13 protein-coding genes and 1 riboswitch are annotated in these 15075 nt (G+C 60.8%); of the genes, 5 read left to right on the forward strand and 8 right to left on the reverse strand.

The window, feature by feature from the left end; all coding sequences use genetic code 11:
- Positions 1-112: 112 nt before the first annotated feature.
- The 4 genes from LIY45_RS12175 to LIY45_RS12190 form a co-directional block, all read right to left on the reverse strand.
- On the reverse strand, positions 113-1477 hold the full coding sequence (locus LIY45_RS12175; RefSeq protein ID WP_017477702.1) for a DUF1329 domain-containing protein: 1365 nt from the start codon (positions 1475-1477) through the stop codon (positions 113-115).
- Positions 1478-1520: 43 nt separating this feature from the next.
- Positions 1521-3383 (reverse strand): DUF1302 domain-containing protein, encoded by a 1863-nt coding sequence (locus tag LIY45_RS12180; protein WP_226476487.1) that lies wholly within the window; start codon positions 3381-3383, stop codon positions 1521-1523.
- Between the two features lie 330 nt (positions 3384-3713).
- Positions 3714-5396, reverse strand: a complete 1683-nt coding sequence (locus tag LIY45_RS12185) for a fatty acid--CoA ligase (protein WP_017477704.1) — start codon at positions 5394-5396, stop codon at positions 3714-3716.
- Between the two features lie 131 nt (positions 5397-5527).
- Positions 5528-6160, reverse strand: a complete 633-nt coding sequence (locus tag LIY45_RS12190; protein WP_226476488.1) for a LysE family transporter — start codon at positions 6158-6160, stop codon at positions 5528-5530.
- An 84-nt stretch (positions 6161-6244) separates the two neighbouring features.
- Here LIY45_RS12190 and LIY45_RS12195 point away from each other — a divergent pair, with 84 nt between their 5' ends.
- The 3 genes from LIY45_RS12195 to LIY45_RS12205 all read left to right on the forward strand — a co-directional run bounded on the left by LIY45_RS12195 (position 6245) and on the right by LIY45_RS12205 (position 9083).
- The gene (locus tag LIY45_RS12195) at positions 6245-7210 is read left to right on the forward strand and encodes a 2-hydroxyacid dehydrogenase (RefSeq protein WP_226476542.1); all 966 of its coding nucleotides are present in this window, start codon (positions 6245-6247) and stop codon (positions 7208-7210) included.
- A 30-nt stretch (positions 7211-7240) separates the two neighbouring features.
- Positions 7241-8239, forward strand: a complete 999-nt coding sequence (locus LIY45_RS12200) for a class I SAM-dependent methyltransferase (RefSeq protein ID WP_226476489.1) — start codon at positions 7241-7243, stop codon at positions 8237-8239.
- A 51-nt stretch (positions 8240-8290) separates the two neighbouring features.
- Positions 8291-8410: riboswitch (yybP-ykoY riboswitch) on the forward strand.
- Between the two features lie 88 nt (positions 8411-8498).
- Positions 8499-9083 (forward strand): TMEM165/GDT1 family protein, encoded by a 585-nt coding sequence (locus LIY45_RS12205; RefSeq protein WP_017477707.1) that lies wholly within the window; start codon positions 8499-8501, stop codon positions 9081-9083.
- A gap of 160 nt (positions 9084-9243) precedes the next feature.
- Here LIY45_RS12205 and LIY45_RS12210 read toward each other — a convergent pair whose 3' ends face one another.
- Positions 9244-10062, reverse strand: a complete 819-nt coding sequence (locus LIY45_RS12210) for a M48 family metallopeptidase (RefSeq protein ID WP_076014407.1) — start codon at positions 10060-10062, stop codon at positions 9244-9246.
- 252 nt (positions 10063-10314) lie between these two features.
- On the opposite strand from LIY45_RS12210, the gene LIY45_RS12215 reads away from it, so the two are divergent.
- Positions 10315-12453 (forward strand): methyl-accepting chemotaxis protein, encoded by a 2139-nt coding sequence (locus tag LIY45_RS12215; RefSeq protein WP_226476490.1) that lies wholly within the window; start codon positions 10315-10317, stop codon positions 12451-12453.
- Positions 12454-12583: 130 nt separating this feature from the next.
- Here LIY45_RS12215 and LIY45_RS12220 read toward each other — a convergent pair whose 3' ends face one another.
- From LIY45_RS12220 to LIY45_RS12230, 3 genes are read right to left on the reverse strand one after another with little or no spacing between them, the layout of a single operon-like run.
- Positions 12584-13204: an SOS response-associated peptidase gene (locus tag LIY45_RS12220; RefSeq protein WP_003216163.1), complete on the reverse strand. Its 621-nt coding sequence runs from the start codon at positions 13202-13204 to the stop codon at positions 12584-12586.
- Between the two features lie 36 nt (positions 13205-13240).
- Positions 13241-13501: a DUF2007 domain-containing protein gene (locus tag LIY45_RS12225; RefSeq protein WP_017477710.1), complete on the reverse strand. Its 261-nt coding sequence runs from the start codon at positions 13499-13501 to the stop codon at positions 13241-13243.
- Between the two features lie 10 nt (positions 13502-13511).
- A complete protein-coding gene (locus tag LIY45_RS12230; RefSeq protein ID WP_017477711.1) occupies positions 13512-13691 on the reverse strand; it encodes a CPXCG motif-containing cysteine-rich protein in 180 nt (59 codons plus the stop codon).
- A 144-nt stretch (positions 13692-13835) separates the two neighbouring features.
- Between LIY45_RS12230 and LIY45_RS12235 the strand changes: the two genes are divergently transcribed.
- The gene (locus tag LIY45_RS12235) at positions 13836-14999 is read left to right on the forward strand and encodes a 1-acyl-sn-glycerol-3-phosphate acyltransferase (protein ID WP_226476491.1); all 1164 of its coding nucleotides are present in this window, start codon (positions 13836-13838) and stop codon (positions 14997-14999) included.
- The last annotated feature ends 76 nt before the right edge of the window (positions 15000-15075 follow it).

The following is a 15075-nucleotide window of genomic DNA, read 5'->3' on the forward strand; positions in this document are numbered from 1 at the left end:
GGGCTGCTACGCAGCCCAGCGGGAGCAAGCTCCCTCGCCACAGTGGTCCCGCAAAAAAAAGCCCCGAACCAGTCGGGGCGTTTTTCGAGGATGCGGCCTCGTTTACAGCGGGTTAGCGAACACCATCCTGGCGCAGGGCCGCCGGGGTGAAGTCGCTGGTGGTGGCGGTGAAGCCGAAGTCATAGGCCTGTTTCTCTTCGTTCTTCATGCCCAGTGCCAGGTAGCGGCCGGACTGCAGGTCGTAGAGGGTTTCGAGGGCGTACCACGGCACTTGCTTGTCGTAGTAGTTCTCGGCATGGGCTTCCGCCACGCGCCACAATTGGCCACGACCGTCGTAGTGGTCGATGACCGCAGCTTGCCAGGTGTCTTCGTCGATGAAGAAATCACGCTTGGCGTAGATGTGGCGCTGGCCTTCCTTCAGGGTTGCAACCACATGCCACACACGGCGCAGCTCGTAGCGCGCCAGGTCCTGGTTGATGTGGCCGGCCTTGATGATGTCGACATACTTGAGCTTCGGATCGTCGAGTTTGTAGCTGTTTTCGGCGATGTAGAGCTCTTTCTTGCCTTCCAGTTTCCAGTCGTAGCGGTCCGGTGCACCGTTGAACATGTCGAGGTTGTCGGAGGTACGCAGGCCGTCAGCGGCGGTACCCGGGCCGTCATAGGACACTTGCGGTGCCCGGCGCACACGGCGCTGGCCGGCATTGTAGACCCACGCCGAACGTGGTTCTTTCACCTGGTCGAGGGTTTCGTGCACCAGAAGCACACCACCGGCCAGACGTGCCGGCGCGGTCACTTGCTGCTTGAAGTAGAACAGGATGTTGCCCGGATTTTTCGGGTCGTAATCCTTCATCTTGTCGCGGAACACGAACTGGTCGCGGAAGTACACCAGGCTGAACGAGCCGTTGGTCTGCGGCGTGGCCTGGGTCACCAGGCGGGTCACGCTGCCACCGCGATAGCGGGTGATGTGGTTCCAGATCACTTCAACGCCGCTTTTCGGAATCGGGAATGGCACGGCGGTTTCGAAGTTTTCCAGGCCGTTGCCGCCGGACACCAGGTTGGTGCTGGTGGCGTTCTTCTTGATGGCGGCGAACACATCAGCCGGCACCGTGGCGCCGCGATGGGTGGTGTAGACCGGCATCTTGAAGGTGTCCGGGTAGCGCTTGAACATCGCGTACTGCCCCGGCGCCAGCTTGTCCTTGTACTGCTCGACGTTCTGCGCGGTGATGGTGAACAGCGGTTGTTCGCTGGCGTACGGGTTGGCCAGGAAGCCACGGGCATCCACGGCGCCGGCGTTGGTGGGCAGTGGCGACCATTTAGGGATGGTACCGGCCGCGTTGCCGGCCATTTCAGCGCCCATCGGGGTCAGGGTCGTGCCGAGCTTGGCGGCTTCATCGGCCGAGACTGCCGCCATGACGCTACCCGCCATGATCGACAGCCCCAGCACACCCACCTGCAACAGATTTTTAGTTATTTTCATGTTCTGGTTCTTCCTTAAAACATACTGCTTAAAGAGAGTGTGCTTAGAAGTTCACGCCGACGCTTAAGGCGATAAAGTCGCGATCATCCACGGTGCTGAAGTCGCCACCGAAGAAGTTGGTGTAGTTCAGGCTTGCGGTGTAGGTGTTCTGGTATTCAGCATCCAGGCCGAGGCTGACCGCCTTGCGGCCCTCTTCGAAGTTGCCGCCAGGGCCAGGCGAGTAGCCTTTGACGTCGTGCGACCAGGCCACGTTAGGTTTGAGGTTTACACCGGCAAACACGTCCGGGTATTCCCAGATCGCCCGGCCGCGGTAGCCCCAGGAAGTCGCGGTGGTGAAGCCGTCATTGTTGCAGTTGGTATTCAGGCCATTGGCGTTAGGCAGGCCGGCGCCTTGGGCGGTGGAGTTGTTGAGCGCAGGGCATGCGCCGTTAGGCAGAGTGCCTGGGCCGAACACCGGATCACGTCCGTAACGCACTTTGGATTTGCTCTCCAAGCCACCGACATAGGTCATGCCGACTTCGCCCACCAGCGTCAGGCGGCTGGCGCCCATGACCTGGTCAAAGAAGTGGGTGAAGGTGGTTTGGAGTTGGGTGATCTCCTTGCGGTTGTAACCATGCAGGTCCTGCCCCGGCACCCCTTTCAACAGCGAGGCGTTGCCCAACACCGGGCCGCCCAAAGGCACCACGCCGGCATACAGGATGTCTGTAGAGTTCAACTGCACAGGTGCGTTCGGCCGATAGCTGACCTCGCCGCTCCAGGCCGTCCCCGTAGGCAATGTGGTAGAGAAGCTCAAACCAAAGAGATGGATGTCTTCGGGATACTCCATGAAGTATTGCGAGTTACCCGCCACGACCAACGGAGCAGCCGTCCCCAAAAAGGGCGCCCTGTTGTAGACCGACTGAGAGGCGCCGGTGGCACTGAAAATCGGCGCACGGCTGTGATAGTTCATGTAGTAGGCACCGAACTCGGTGTCCAGCGGCTCAAAGTTGTAATGCATCGCGAAACCGTACTGCCCGCCGTCGCGGGCGTTACGGTTCGGACCGCGGCGCACCAAAACACCTTCGTCGTTGATGTCCACGCCCAAGCCATTCAAGGTCGGTATAGCGGCCGGGTTGATCGTCGAGCGCTTGTTCAGTACCCGCAAGTTGTCGTTACAGCCCGTCGTAACGATGTCCGGCTGCGAGAAGAACGTGCCGCAGTTATCGGTAACGGTCTTGTCCCAACCAATCTGATAGAAGCCCTCAGCCGACAAGTTATCGGTCAAGGTTTGCGACAGGTAGAACATGTTGACCGGAATCAGGCCTTCCTTGATCTCGGCCCCCGGACGACGGAACGCGGACACGTCAATCGGGTTGATGGCGTTGATCCCGCCACCAATAAAGGTGCTTTCGCCCCAACTCACTACCTGCTTGCCCAGACGCACGGAACCCGGCTCATCGGCAATCGAGTAGTTGTGGTAGATGAAGGCATCGAGAATCTGCCCGCCGGAAGACCGCGCGCCGGTTGGGCGATGGTCGTTACTGACGTTCTTGAAATCCAGGTCTTCGTTTTGCAGCGCGAAGTCATACCAGTACTTGCCCCGGACAAACACGCCGGTGTCGCCGTATTTCAACTCAAGGTCATGAATGCCTTTGAAGATCTTCGAGAAGGAATCACCTTTGTCGAAGTTCAGGTGACCGTCATCCGAGGTTTGCGACAACCCCCTGCCACCGTTGTTGGCACCGATCAGGTCTTTATTGCGACCTGCGGTCGACCAACTGGCCCCGACCGACAGGGACGAGTCGAAGCTGCCTTCGATTTCACCGATGTTGAAACTGACGCCGAATGCAGGCCCGGCGAGCGTAGAGGCGAGGCTGACGGCCAAGGGCAGTCTTGCCCGGCGCCAGAACTGGTGTGCTGAGATCATCGACGCTACTCCATGTGCATTATTGTTATGGCAGTGAGTCGTTTCTAAGGGCTTGTAACGGCCGGAATACAACGATTCCAATGCCGGGCGAACAGATGAACCCGCCAGGTTCACAGCACCGCACCTTGAAAAACTCTGGGATGGACTATAGCCAGCAGGGGGTAGCGCTTGATCCCTCTAAAGTGTGATTTGCATCACCAACCCGTCTGCCACAACCCTTTCGCCATGCTGGCGAAGACCAGCGCGAGAAGGATGGCTGAAAATTGGCAAATCACAAGTGAAGGCTTGGACTAGAGCGCTGCCGTGCCCGCGAGGGCACGGCAAGCAGCGTCAGAGGGTGGAGAGGAAGGTGCTGTTGTTGGCCTGCCATTCGATGATGTCGATACGGATACGTTTTTTGTCGAGCTTGCCGACACTGGTCTTGGGAATTTCCGTAACAACGGCGATCTGGCTTGGAATCGCCCACTTGCTCAAGTGGCCCAACTCCACGAATGGCTTGAGATGCTCCTTGAGCTCCTTGGCCCCTATCACATGGCCATCACGCACCACCAGCAACGCAAACGGGCGTTCGCCCCACTGCGGGTCGGCAATCCCCACCACCGCTACTTCACGTACCGCCGGGTGGCGGCTGACCAAGTCTTCCAGCGCCAGGGAGGAAATCCACTCGCCGCCGGTCTTGATCACGTCCTTGATGCGGTCGCGAATATCGATCACGCCGAAGGCGTCGAGGGTGGCCACGTCGCCGGTGTGCATCCAGCCGCCGGCCCACAGCTCGGCGCCCTTCTCCGGCTCGTTGAAATAGCCTTCGCTGAGCCATGGCGCCCGCAGCACCAGTTCGCCCTGGGATTCGCCGTCGGCAGGCAGGAAGTTGCCGTCGCCGTCGATGATCGCCGCCTCCACCAATGGCCCGGGCACGCCGGCCTTGATGCGGTAGGTGGTGCGTTCGTCTTCGGTGCCGGCCATCAATTCTTCATTGAGGTGGGCGCAGGACACCAGCGGCCCGGTCTCGGACATGCCGTACGCCGCCGTCAGCTGAATCCCGCGAGCCTTCGACGCTTCATACAGCGAACGATTGAGGGCGCTGCCGCCGATGACGATTTTCCAGCCGCCGAAGTCCACGCCCTGGCCGGCCTTGGCGTTGAGCACCATTTGCAGGATGGTCGGCACACAATGGGAGAACGTGACCTTCTCTTTGCGCCACAGCTCCACCAGGTATTCGGGGTCGTAGCGGCCGGGATAAACCTGCTTCAGGCCGAGCATGGTCGCCACATAGGGCAAGCCCCAGGCGTGCACATGGAACATCGGGGTGATCGGCATGTAGACGTCGTTGGTGCCCAGAAGGCGCACGCTGTCGACGCTGCCCATGATGGTCGCCACGCCCATGGTGTGCAGCACCAATTGGCGGTGGGTGAAATACACTCCTTTGGGATTGCCCGTGGTGCCGGTGGTGTAGAAGGTGGTGGCGACGGAGTTTTCGTCGAAATCCTGGAAATCGTAGCGCGGGCTTGCTGCTGCCAGCAGCGTTTCATACTCGCCTACGAGGTTGGGCAGCTCGGCGGTTTTGTCCGCGCCATCGGTGAGCAGCAGGGTTTTGTCGACGGTGGTGAGGTGGCCGGCGATAGCTTGGTAAAGGCCCACGAACTCGCTGTTGACCAGCACAAAACGGTCCGCGGCGTGGTTCATGGTGTACAGAATCTGCTCCGGCGACAGGCGCACGTTGATGGTGTGGATCACCGCGCCAATCATCGGGATAGCAAACATGCATTCCAGGTAGCGGTGGCTGTCCCAGTCCATCACGGCCACGGTGTCGCCAGCCTTGACGCCCGCCTCGGTCAGCACATTGGCCAGGCGGGCGACGCGCTCGATCAGGGTCGGATAGGTGTAACGCAACTGGTCGCGGTAGACGATTTCCCGGGTCTTCTCATAGCGTGTCCCGGACATCAACAGGCGTTTGATCAACAACGGGTATTGGTAGGCGCCTTCGGCGGGCGGGATAACACGAGTCTGCAACATACGAATCCCTTATCTGACTGCACGGTCTTGGCTGAAACATCTGCACTGTAGAGCGCTTATGTTTCAGCCAAATCAGCCAAAGGAATGATTTGCAGAGCCCAATGAATGCTAGCTTTGCGCCAGCATCCAGCTTATTTCATGCTGGTAAACGCCAGCTTCACACCAATGGCAATCAACACCGCGCCCATGGTGCGGTCGAACCAGTGGCCCATGCGTGCAAAACCGGCACGTACCCGCTGCTGGCTGAACAGCATGGCCACCAGGCAGAACCAGATCGCGGTGGCCACGGCCAGGTACACGCCGTAACCGGCCTGGATCGCCAGCGGCGTGTGGGGATTGATCACCACAGTGAACAGCGACAGGAAGAACAGCGTGGCCTTGGGGTTCAAGCCGTTGGTCACAAAACCCGAGGTGAACGCGCCACGGGCGGTGCGCTCGCCCACTTCCAGGTGCAGGTCTTCTTCGCTGGCAGGCTTGGCCGGCTGGGCGCGCAGGGCCTTGAAGCCGATGTACAGCAGGTAGGCCGCGGCCGCCCATTTCAATGCGTTGAACAGCACGATGGACTGGGACACGATCAAGCCGATGCCCAGCAGTGAATACCCCACGTGCAGGAAAATCGCCGAGCCGACGCCCAACGCCGTCCAGGTGCCGGCGCGCCGGTCATGGGTCACGCTTTCACGCACCACCACGGCAAAGTCCGGGCCAGGGCTGGCCACCGCCAACAGGTGAATCAGTGCCACGGTCAAGAACTCGGTGAGGTACATGCAGACTCCAGGAAGTAACTGATTATTTCATCTGATAGGCTCGGCAGATTACGCCTTCGAACCTCGTCGCAAAAGGTACAGTTGATAATGAACAATCGCCGCGCCGTCTTCCTTGATCACCCCTCCCTGGACCTCGGGGACCTGGACCTCAGCGGGTTGCGGGCACTCTTCAGCGAGCTGAGCCTGCACCAGCAGACCACACCCGAAAACATTGTCGAACGCCTGCAAGGCGCGCAGGTGGCCATCAGCAACAAGATCGCGCTGAATGCCGAGACCCTGGCGGCCTGCCCCGAGCTGAAGCTGATCCTGGTGACCGCCACCGGCACCAACAACGTCGACCTGGTCGCCGCCCGCGCCCACGGCGTTACCGTGAGCAATTGCCAGGGTTACGGCACGCCGTCGGTGGCGCAGCATACGATCATGCTGCTGCTCAATCTTGTGACGCGCCTGAACGACTATCAGCGGGATGTGCAGGCGGGGCTCTGGCAAAAAGCCAAGCAGTTCTGCCTGCTGGACCATCCGATCGTCGAGCTGGAAGGCAAAACCCTCGGGCTGCTGGGCCATGGCGAATTGGGCGGTGCCGTTGCGCGCCTGGCTGAAGCCTTTGGTATGCGCGTGATCCTGGGTGCGATTCCAGGCCGTCCGGCCCGTGCCGATCGCGTGCCGCTGGACGAGTTGCTGGCGCAGGTCGACGCGCTGACCCTGCACTGCCCGCTCAACGAGCACACCCGCGACTTTATCGGTGCCCGTGAACTGGCCTTGCTCAAGCCCGGCGCCTTCATCGTCAACACGGCCCGCGGTGGTCTGATCAATGAACAAGCCTTGGCCGATGCCCTGCGCAGCGGTCATCTGGGCGGCGCGGCGACCGATGTGTTGAGTGTGGAACCCCCGGTCAACGGCAACCCATTGTTGGCCGGCGACATACCGCGCCTGATCGTCACGCCCCACAATGCGTGGGGCAGCCGCGAAGCGCGGCAGCGGATCGTCGGCCAATTGATCGAAAACGCCCAAGGCTTTTTCAGCGGCGCCCCGCTGCGGGTCGTCAGTTGATAAACTGCGCCCCTTTTCAAGGAGCAGACCATGGATCCGCGCAGTGAAGTACTGCTTCGCCAGGCCGAACTTTTTCAGGGCGACGTGCTGCTGGTGGGCTTGCCCGCCGACGACCTGCTGGGCCGCCTGCCCAATGCCCATGGCTGGAGCTGGCATGCCGGCGACCAGGCCGCACTGGACGCGCGTTTTGCCGAGCGCAGCCAGTTCGGCGTGAACGTGCCCGAGCGTTCGTTCGACACGGCGGTGGTGTTCCTGCCCAAGTCCAAGGACCTCACCGACTACCTGCTCAATGCCGTGGCGGCGCGTTTGCCCGGCAAGGAGTTGTACCTGGTTGGAGAAAAAAAAGGCGGTATCGAAAGCGCGGCCAAGCAACTGAACCCGTTCGGTAAACCGCGCAAGCTCGACAATGCGCGGCACTGCCAGCTGTGGCTGGTCACGGTGGCCAACGCCCCCGCGCCAGTCGAGCTGGAAAGCCTGGCGCAGGTGTTCGAGGTGCCGCTGGCTGAAGGGCCACTCAAGGTGGTGAGCTTGCCGGGCGTGTTCAGTCACGGTCGCCTGGATCGCGGTACTGCGCTGCTGCTGGAGCATCTGGACAAGTTGCCAAGCGGTCACTTGCTGGATTTCGGTTGTGGGGCGGGCGTGCTTGGAGCCGCCGTGAAACGTCGCTACCCGCATAACACGGTGACGATGCTCGACGTGGATGCCTTTGCCGCCGCCAGCAGTCGCCTGACCTTGGCGGCCAACGGTCTGGAAGCCGAGGTGTTGACCGGTGATGGCATCGACGCAGCGCCGATGAATCTGAACACGATTCTGAGCAACCCACCGTTTCATGTCGGGGTGCACACCGATTATTTCGCCACAGAGAACTTGCTGCGAAAAGCGGCCAAACATCTGGCAAAAGGCGGTGAACTGCGCTTGGTTGCAAACAGCTTCCTGAAGTATCAGCCGCTGATTGAAGAGCATCTTGGCGTGTGCGCAATCAAGGCAGAAGGCCAGGGTTTCCGCGTTTACCGTGCCAAGCGTGGCTGAAATCTTTTTCCGAAAGAAGGCTTGCCGAATGGATTTTGCCTAGGCAGAATCCGCTCCGTCCTAGGGGAGTAGTCTCCCACGAGCGCCACGCTCGTCCGGCATACGTCAACATACTTGGTCAACAGGCCATGGCGTATGCGACCCAGGAGTCCGCACAGACGGACCGGGGTTTGACAAGACCTATGACACGAACACCTTACCCGGGGCGGGAAGGCTGTACGTGTCATAGCCGTGTCGACCCGCCCCTGGAACCTACCTGATGCTGGATTCTCTGCTCGTCCCTACCGCAATCGTTGCCTTGGCCGAAATTGGCGACAAGACGCAACTGCTCGCACTCGTTCTCGCTGCACGCTTTCGCAAACCCTGGCCGATCATCGCCGGCATCATTGCCGCGACCCTCGCCAACCATGCGGCCGCCGGTGCCGTGGGGGCCTGGTTCGGGAGTTTCTTCTCGGATGCGGTGTTGCACTGGATCCTCGCGGCGAGTTTCTGTGCCACGGCGCTCTGGACCCTGGTACCCGACAAACTCGACGATGACGAAACCAGTACTGCACGCAAGTTCGGGCCCTTCCTGACCACCCTGATCGCGTTCTTCCTCGCGGAAATCGGCGACAAGACCCAGATCGCTACCGTGATGCTCGCGGCGCAATACCCGGAACTGTGGCTGGTGATTATCGGCACGACCCTGGGCATGTTGATTGCCAACGTACCCGTGGTGCTGGCGGGGAATTTTGCAGCGGATAAATTGCCGCTGACGCTGATTCGTCGACTGGCGGCTACGGCGTTTTTCATCCTGGCCATTGTTGCGGTGTACAAGGCCATGCAGAGCAGCGGCTGGATCTAAACGCAACCCGATAGGGGGGCTGAGCTTTGGTGGGCGCTGGCTTGCCTGCGATAGCATCACCTCGGTGCAACTGACACACCGAGGTGCCTGCATCGCGGGCAAGCCCGGCTCCCACACAAGCCGGGCTCCCACATTCAGATTTGCATTTCAGTCTTATAAATCAGGACTTTTTGGCCTGCTGATACAACGGCATCACCTTCGGAATCGCCGCCTGCAACGAGGCGATCCGGCTGTCGGAGGCCGGGTGAGTGCTCATGAACTCAGGTGGCGAACCTTCCGAGGCCTTGGCCATTTTGTTCCACAGGGTGATCGCCGCGTTCGGGTTGTAACCGGCACGCGCCGACAACTCCAGGCCAATCAGGTCCGCTTCGTTTTCGTTGCTGCGGCTGTTGGGCAAGGTCATGCCGTAGTTGGCCACGGTATCGGCCAGCGCCAGGCTGTCCTGACCCAGGCCGAACAAGGCACCGGCCCCCTGCTTCGCCATTTCGATACCGTAGGCCTTGGACATGGCTTCGCGGCCGTGTTCACGCAAGGCGTGGGCAATTTCATGGCCCATCACGGCGGCGAGTTCGTCGTCGGTCAGTTTGAGATTGTCGATCAACGCGCTGTAGACAAAGATCTTGCCGCCTGGCCCGCAGTTGGCGTTCATCTCGTCACTTTTGATCAGGTTCACTTCCCACTTCCACTGCGCCGCGTCCGGGCGGAAAGTGGGCGCCTGGGCGATCAAGCGGTTGGCGATCGCCTGCACCCGCTTGGCGTTGGCACTGGTCTTGTCCACCAGGCCTTTGCCGCTGGCTTCACCCAGGGTCTGCTGGTACGACTGCGCATACATCTGGTCGACTTCCTGGCTCGACAACATGCTGAACATGTACTGCTTGCGCTCAACGCCCACGGCACCGCCGCTGGTGGTGTTGACCGACTGGCAACCGGCGAGCAATACCGCCGCGCCCAATGCACATACCGCTACTGTCTTTTTCATCAACCTGCTCCCTGAAAACATGGCGCGTATCGTAGTCGGCCAATTGTATCGACGCCAGATACAACAGACGTGTAGCCGTCTATTTTCAGATACATCCCACACTGCCGCAAAAAATTCATAAACGCTGGCAATCATTCCATTTGCGACATTCGCCGATCCGGCACAGTCATTTCGAGGGTGTCGCCCTCATGTCTCCCCCGCCCGCGGCCGATACAAACAAGCAGCTAATCTCACCCCGCGCTCGGAGCCGTCATGAAGTTCAAGTCGATTCAATTTTCTGTCGCAGCCCTGGCCGGGGCCATTGTCCTGAGCGTGGTGGCGGTGCTGGTGCTGTACGCCTTGTTCGCCGGCGCGCGCACCCAGGAGATGGTGCAGGAACGCACCCAAGGGCAATTCGAACAGATCATCGAACAACGCCTGACGGCGCTGGCACACACCCAGGCGACGCTGATCCAGCGCGAACTCGAAGCACCGCTGGTGACGGCCAAGGGCCTGGCCACCGTCAACGCCCTGATGGGCATGAAGGACGCCAACGGCAACCCGCAACTGACCGTTTCCCGCGAACAACTGATCAACCTGATCCACGAAACCGTGGTGCGTAACCCGAAGATTCTCGGCGCCTATATTGGTTGGGAAGCCAACGCCATCGACCACAACGACGCCGCCTACGTGAACAGCCCGGTGGTGGGTATCGAAACCAACGGGCGCTTCCTGCCGTGGTGGTTCCGTAATGCCGACGGCAGCCTGGGCCTGGATAAACTCGCCGACGTGGCGGACCAGACCATCCTGTCCACGGGTGTGCGCGCCAGTGAGTACTACCTGTGCTCCAAGGAAAGCAAAAAGCCCTGCGCCATCGACCCGGCCCCTTACAAGGTGGGCAACGCAATGGTGATGCTTGCTTCGTTTATCGAACCGATCATGATCGACGGCACCTTCCAGGGCATCGTCGGCGCCGACCTGTCGGTGAACTTCATCCAGGAAATGCTCACCAAGGCTGATCAGAATTTGTACAACGGCGCCGGTGAACTGGCGCTGATCTCCAGCAACGGCCGCCTGGTGGCCTATACCAAGGACGCCAGCAAGCTGGGGGAAAAAGCCAGCGACCTGCTCGACAGCAACGAGCTGTCCAACCTCGGCCAGTTAAAGATCGGCGAAGTGCGTTACGACGTGGATAAGGAACACGGGCATATCGAGTTGTTCCTGCCGTTCAACATCGGCCAGACCGATGCCCGCTGGACCCTGTTGCTGCAACTGCCCTTGAGCGCGGTGATGGCGGACTTGCAGGCGATGCAACACGACCTCGACGCCCAGCGCAAAACCGATATTTTCGGCATGGCCGTGGCCGGGCTGCTGATCGCCGGCATTGGCTTGCTGGTGATCTGGCTGGTGGGTCACGGGATTGCCCGGCCGCTCAAGCAAATGGTGGCGATGCTCAATGACATCGCCCAGGGCGAAGGTGACCTGACGCGACGCCTGACCAGTGATCGCGCCGACGAACTGGGGGCGATTGCCAGCGGCTTCAACACGTTCCTGGCCAAGTTGCAGGGGATGATTACCCAGGTGGTGAGTTCGGTGCAGAAGGTCAGCGACTCGTCGGAGCACACCGCCGACATCGCGATTCGCACCAACCAGGGCGTGCACAAGCAAATGGTCGAGATCGACCAGGTGGCCACCGCCGTGCACGAGATGACCGCGACCGCCCAGGACGTGGCACGCAACGCCACCCAGGCCGCACAAGCCGCCAGCCACGCTGATCAAGCGGCGAGCCAGGGCATGCAGATTGTGCGCGACACCTCCACCTCCATCGGTGCCCTCGCCGAGGAAATCGGCAAGGCGGTCGGTGTGGTGCAGGCGCTGGCCAAGGACAGCGAAAACATCAATGCCATCCTTACAGCGATTCGCGGAATTGCCGAGCAGACCAACCTGCTGGCGCTCAACGCAGCGATCGAAGCCGCACGGGCCGGAGAACAGGGACGCGGGTTTGCGGTGGTGGCCGACGAGGTGCGCAATCTCGCGCAGAAGACTCAAAAGGCCACTGAAGAAATCCAGACCATGATCCAGCAACTGCAGCAAGGCACCCGCGACGTGGTGCGGGTGATGGAAGACAGCCAGAACCGTACCGATGAAAGCGTGCAACACGCGGCCAAGGCGGCTCAGGCGCTGGAGACCATTACCCAGGCGGTGTCGGTGATCAACGACATGAACACCCAGATCGCCAGCGCCGCCGAGGAACAGAGCGCGGTGGCCGAGGACATTAACCGTAACGTGATCAATATCGGGCAGGTGGCCAATGAAGTCGCTGGTGGGGCGGATGAGTCGAGCGCGGCCAGCGCGGACCTGACCAAGCTGGCGGAGCAGCAGCGGCGGTTGATCAATCAGTTCAAGGTTTAGCTGGCGGCGCCCTTCAGGCCGCCTTCGCGAGCAAGCCCGCTCCCACATTCGACCGATTTTCACCTGTGGAATGCAATCAAATGTGGGAGCGGGCTTGCTCGCGAAGAGGCCAGCTGATTCAACATCTAACTCAACCCGGAGTCAGGCACTCCGGTCCATTCAGCTTCGGGTCGTTGACCATATTGGCCAACACCCGCTCGCGCAACGCGGTGGGTTCACTGGCCAACAAAGCCTGCAAGGTGTGCAACGGCGTCTCGGGGTTCAGCCAGGCTGCCTGCCCCGCCGCATCCAGGATCAGCGGCCGGCGCTGGCTCTGCGCCGCCTGGGTCACCACCGCCGTACTCAGCCACACCTGTTCCTGCACCGGATACGCTTCCCAGATCGCCGCAAAGAACAGCGTGCTGCCCTCCCCCGGCGTCAGCCAGTACGGGCGCTTGCGCTGGGTGCCGCGCCATTCGTAGAACCCATTGGCCGGCAACAGGCAGCGGCGCTGGCGAAAGGCTTCGCGAAACATCGGTTGCTCTGCCAGGGTTTCCGCCCGGGCATGGGCCGGGGTGCGCGAGAGATCGGTCAGCCAGGGCGGCGTCAGGCCCCAGCGCGCCCGCGCCAGGGTGTGCTGGCCGTCGCTCAGGCGCTGGATCAGCACCGAATCATTCGGAGAAATGTTCCACTGGGCCTGCTGGTCGGCCGGAAAGCCCGGCAAGGCAGCAAACGCGGGGTTCCAGCGAAACAGGGCATAACGTCCACACATGGGGCAACACGACTCTTGGAGAAACTGGCCGACAGCCTAACAGACCAACACGTCGGGGAAGCTGTCGGGTTCATCACCGGGCAACGGTTGCGCACCGTTGTAGGCGGTAATCAGCTCGCGGGCATAAGCGGCCTGGTCGTTCTCCACCGCCAAGGCCAGGAGACCATAGATCGGTAATTCGCCCGTGCCACCGAGCAAATCGCGTCCTACCAGATGCGCGGTGATGCCCTCGCTTTCGAGCATGCCTTGCAGCAGCTCGCCTTCCATCAGGTTTTCCGGCTCGTAGATTCGCTGCATGGGCGTACCTTTATTCGTTCTCGCTGCGCACGTTGAGCATCCATTCGTCGCCATGCACCTGCAGTTCGAAAACGATGGGCCGGCAGCACACCGGGCAATCTTCTATATATTCCTGATCGCCTGCCGACAGGTCCAGTAACGCCGTGACTACCTCGCCACAATAAGGACATTCGTACGACTCCTCTTCCATCGCGGTCTCCAAGGTGACTTGTGCGTATAATCGCCGGTCTATTTACAGGGCTATTTTTCGTCCCGGCCAATTGCCCGGACCACGCCCTGATATTTATTGTTCCAACCCTTTACTTACCCTAGCCGTTTCTAACAAGAGAGCATGATGGGCGAATTCGATACCATCCGACCTTACAACGACAGCGAAGTCCCGGCAGTGCTGGCCCGACTGTTCAGTGACAAGGCCTTTCTGGACATCCTGACCCACTTTCGCTTCCCGCGCTTTGCCGGCGCCTTCGGCTGGCTGCTCAAGCCGATGATCGCCCATAAACTGCGCCGTGAGTTCGCCGGCGTCACCACCGTGGCCACGCTGCAGGACAAAGTCGAATTTTACGTCGACCACACTATAGAGCGAGCGACCGACGGCGTAACTTATACCGGCGTCGAGCAGTTCAAGTCTGGCAGCGCCTACCTGTTCCTGGCCAACCACCGCGACATCGTGATGGACCCGGCCTTCGTCAACTACGCCGTGTACCACGCCGGCCTGCCCACGCCACGCATCGCCATCGGCGACAACCTGCTGCAAAAGCCGTTTGTCAGCGACCTGATGCGCCTGAACAAGAGTTTCATCGTGCACCGCTCGATTACCGGGCGCAAAGAGAAGATGGCGGCTTATCAGTTGTTGTCGGCGTACATCAACCATTCGATTCGCAACGACTGCCAGTCGATCTGGATCGCCCAGGCCGAAGGCCGCGCCAAGGATGGGGATGATCGCACCGAGTCGGCGATCCTCAAGATGTTCCACATGAGCCGCAAGGACGAGCCGTTCGCCGAGGTCATTCAGTCACTGAACCTGACGCCGGTGTCCATCAGCTACGAATACGACCCGTGCGACGCAGCCAAGGCCCGCGAGCTATACATCCGCGCCACCACCGGCACCTACAGCAAGGCGCCGGGGGAAGATGACGTGAGCATTGCCCTGGGTATCACCGGCTACAAGGGCCGGGTACACGTCAACTTCGCGCCACCGATCACCCAGGCCTTCGAAGACACCAAGCTGCTGGCGATCGAGATGGACCGGCAGATCCTGGGCGGTTATCGGTTGTTCCCGGTGCATTACCTGGCGTACGCCCAATGGAGCGATGCCGACCCGCAATTGCAGGTGCCGACCGCAGCCGAGGTATTCCCGGCAGATGAGTTGGCCAAGGCGAAAGCCGAGTGGGAGCGGCGCTTGAATGCGTGCCCGGCCGAGCATCGGCCGTATCTGGTGCTGCAATACGCGACGCCAGTGAGGAATCAGTACCGGGTCAGGGCCGGGATTGCCCTGTAGCCCGGTACCCGCAACCGCGCAAACCTAATGTGGGAGCGGGCTTGCTCGCGAAGGCGGTGGATCAGCCAATCATCTA

This window comes from Pseudomonas sp. MWU16-30323 (assembly GCF_020515595.1).
Classification (GTDB): Bacteria; Pseudomonadota; Gammaproteobacteria; order Pseudomonadales; family Pseudomonadaceae; genus Aquipseudomonas; species Aquipseudomonas yamanorum.